The sequence below is a fragment of the Roseisolibacter sp. H3M3-2 genome, assembly GCF_029211165.1.
In the GTDB taxonomy this organism is placed as follows: Bacteria; Gemmatimonadota; Gemmatimonadetes; order Gemmatimonadales; family Gemmatimonadaceae; genus Roseisolibacter.
Window position 1 is genome coordinate 1 of the sequence record NZ_JARGEK010000762.1, and the last position, 685, is coordinate 685.

Consider the following 685-nt stretch of genomic DNA (forward strand, 5'->3'; position numbering starts at 1 on the left):
CCTCGATGTTGTGCCGGATCTTGAAGTTGGCCTTGATGCCGTTCTTCTGCTTGTCGGCGGTGATGTACACGTTGTGGCTGTTGTAGTTGTACTCCAGCTTGTGGCCCAGGATGTTGCCGTCCTCCTTGAAGTCGATGCCCTTCAGCTCGATCCGGTTCACCAGGGTGTCGCCCTCGAACTTCACCTCGGCCCGGGTCTTGTAGTTGCCGTCGTCCTTGAAGAAGATGGTCCGCTCCTGCACGTAGCCCTCGGGCATGGCGCTCTTGAAGAAGTCGTGCTGCTTCATGTGGTCGGGGTAGCGGGCGAAGCACTGCACGCCGTAGCCCAGGGTGGTCACCAGGGTGGGCCAGGGCACGGGCAGCTTGCCGGTGGTGCACAGCAGCTTCAGGGTCAGCTTGCCGTAGGTGGCGTCGCCCTCGCCCTCGCCGCTCACGCTGAACTTGTGGCCGTTCACGTCGCCGTCCAGCTCCACCAGGATGGGCACCACGCCGGTGAACAGCTCTTCGCCTTTGCTCACCATGAATTCAGATCCGCCGAGATCGAGTTTCTTGATGATGAGATTGACCTTCTCTTCCAGCGTGGCCTTGGTGAAGGGCTTGACGATATAGCCGGCCGCTCCGCCCTGGGCGGCAGCCACGATATCTTCCTTGCGGGTTTCGGCGGTCACCATCAGCACCGGCAGATG

The 685-nt window shown here is 61.2% G+C and carries 1 pseudogene; it reads right to left on the bottom strand.

Annotated elements, in window-relative coordinates:
• Positions 1–535: 535 nt before the first annotated feature.
• Positions 536–685, bottom strand: a pseudogene (locus tag PYV61_RS26680) (response regulator); the annotation flags it as partial.